The sequence below is a fragment of the Treponema sp. R6D11 genome (assembly GCF_054786075.1).
The window spans coordinates 1-981 of the sequence record NZ_BDHD01000468.1 but is presented as its reverse complement, the minus strand read 5'-3'; the positions used below and the strand labels follow the sequence as shown (position 1 = coordinate 981).

At 49.4% G+C, this 981-nt stretch carries 2 protein-coding genes; one reads left to right on the top strand and one right to left on the bottom strand.

All coding sequences use genetic code 11. From position 1 onward, the window contains the following. Nucleotides 1-485, top strand: a 485-nt coding sequence (locus ACYVTD_RS14015) for a DUF4340 domain-containing protein (protein WP_461248340.1), incomplete at its 5' end; no start/stop codon positions are given. A gap of 32 nt (nt 486-517) precedes the next feature. Here the strand turns inward: ACYVTD_RS14015 and ACYVTD_RS14010 are convergent. After that, nucleotides 518-981, bottom strand: a 464-nt coding sequence (locus ACYVTD_RS14010) for a Gldg family protein (RefSeq protein WP_461248339.1), incomplete at its 5' end; no start/stop codon positions are given.

The window sequence follows — 981 nt, the reverse complement described above, 5'->3', positions numbered from 1 at the left end:
AAACAATAACGGCGGGAAGCCCGGCTAAAATAATTATAAGCGGGCAAGGGGAAGAAGTGGAAATCGTCAAGAAAGGCAACAAGTGGTTTGTTTTGCGGGACGGTACGGAATATCCCGCCCGACAGCTTCGTATCGAAGATTTTGTCGCCATTTTTACGTCAAAAAAACCGTGGCCAGTACGTTCTACGAGCGCGTCTTCCCATGAAAAACTCGGCATTGACAACCAATCCGCGATAAGAATTACCCTGTACGAGGAAAATTCAACGCTTTTGAACCTGCTGTTGGGAAGCGAGGACGTAACGGGGCGGGAAATTTATATCCGTAGATACGATCAGAACGAAGTTCGTTCAGGAGAAAATATATTCGCGTCGTATCTTACGGGTTCATCTACCGCATGGTTCAACCTTAGGCTCATTCCGGAAAGCGAAGACGGAAAAGTGGCGGTGGACAGCATTCAGCGCCTCTCGGTTACCGATAAAATGTAAACAAGTCTTTTTTTGTATTCCATAAAATTCTCCTATACCTTCTCCGTGTCTTGCGAGCGTTTTTTTCTGCGCGAGGCGAGAATCAAGCCGACCGCGACGACCAAAAGCGGAATAACGCCGACATTGATGATCTGAACAAAGCGCATGGCCGCCGCCCGGCTTCCAGAAGCAAAAATTTTATCCAGACGGCCGACATGGGGCTGTTCGCTGCGTATCTTGATAATGTCCTCGTCGCTTACAAGCCAGTCCGCACAGCGAAGAAGAAAATCAAGGTTCTGCCTCGCGTTAGTGGCGTTGATCATATTTGTGGCGAAATCCGTATCGCCCACCACGAGAATCCTCGACTGCTTGGCGTACTGCGGCATGTCGGGTAACACTTCGTCTGAACCTTCCCTTACGGGTTTTTCGGAACCTTTGAAAAAACTCGGGAACTCGCCCGTCAGCGCAGCGCCTAGGTCTTTTTTCCCCTTTGTTCCGGCCGCGCTCTGTTCAAAAA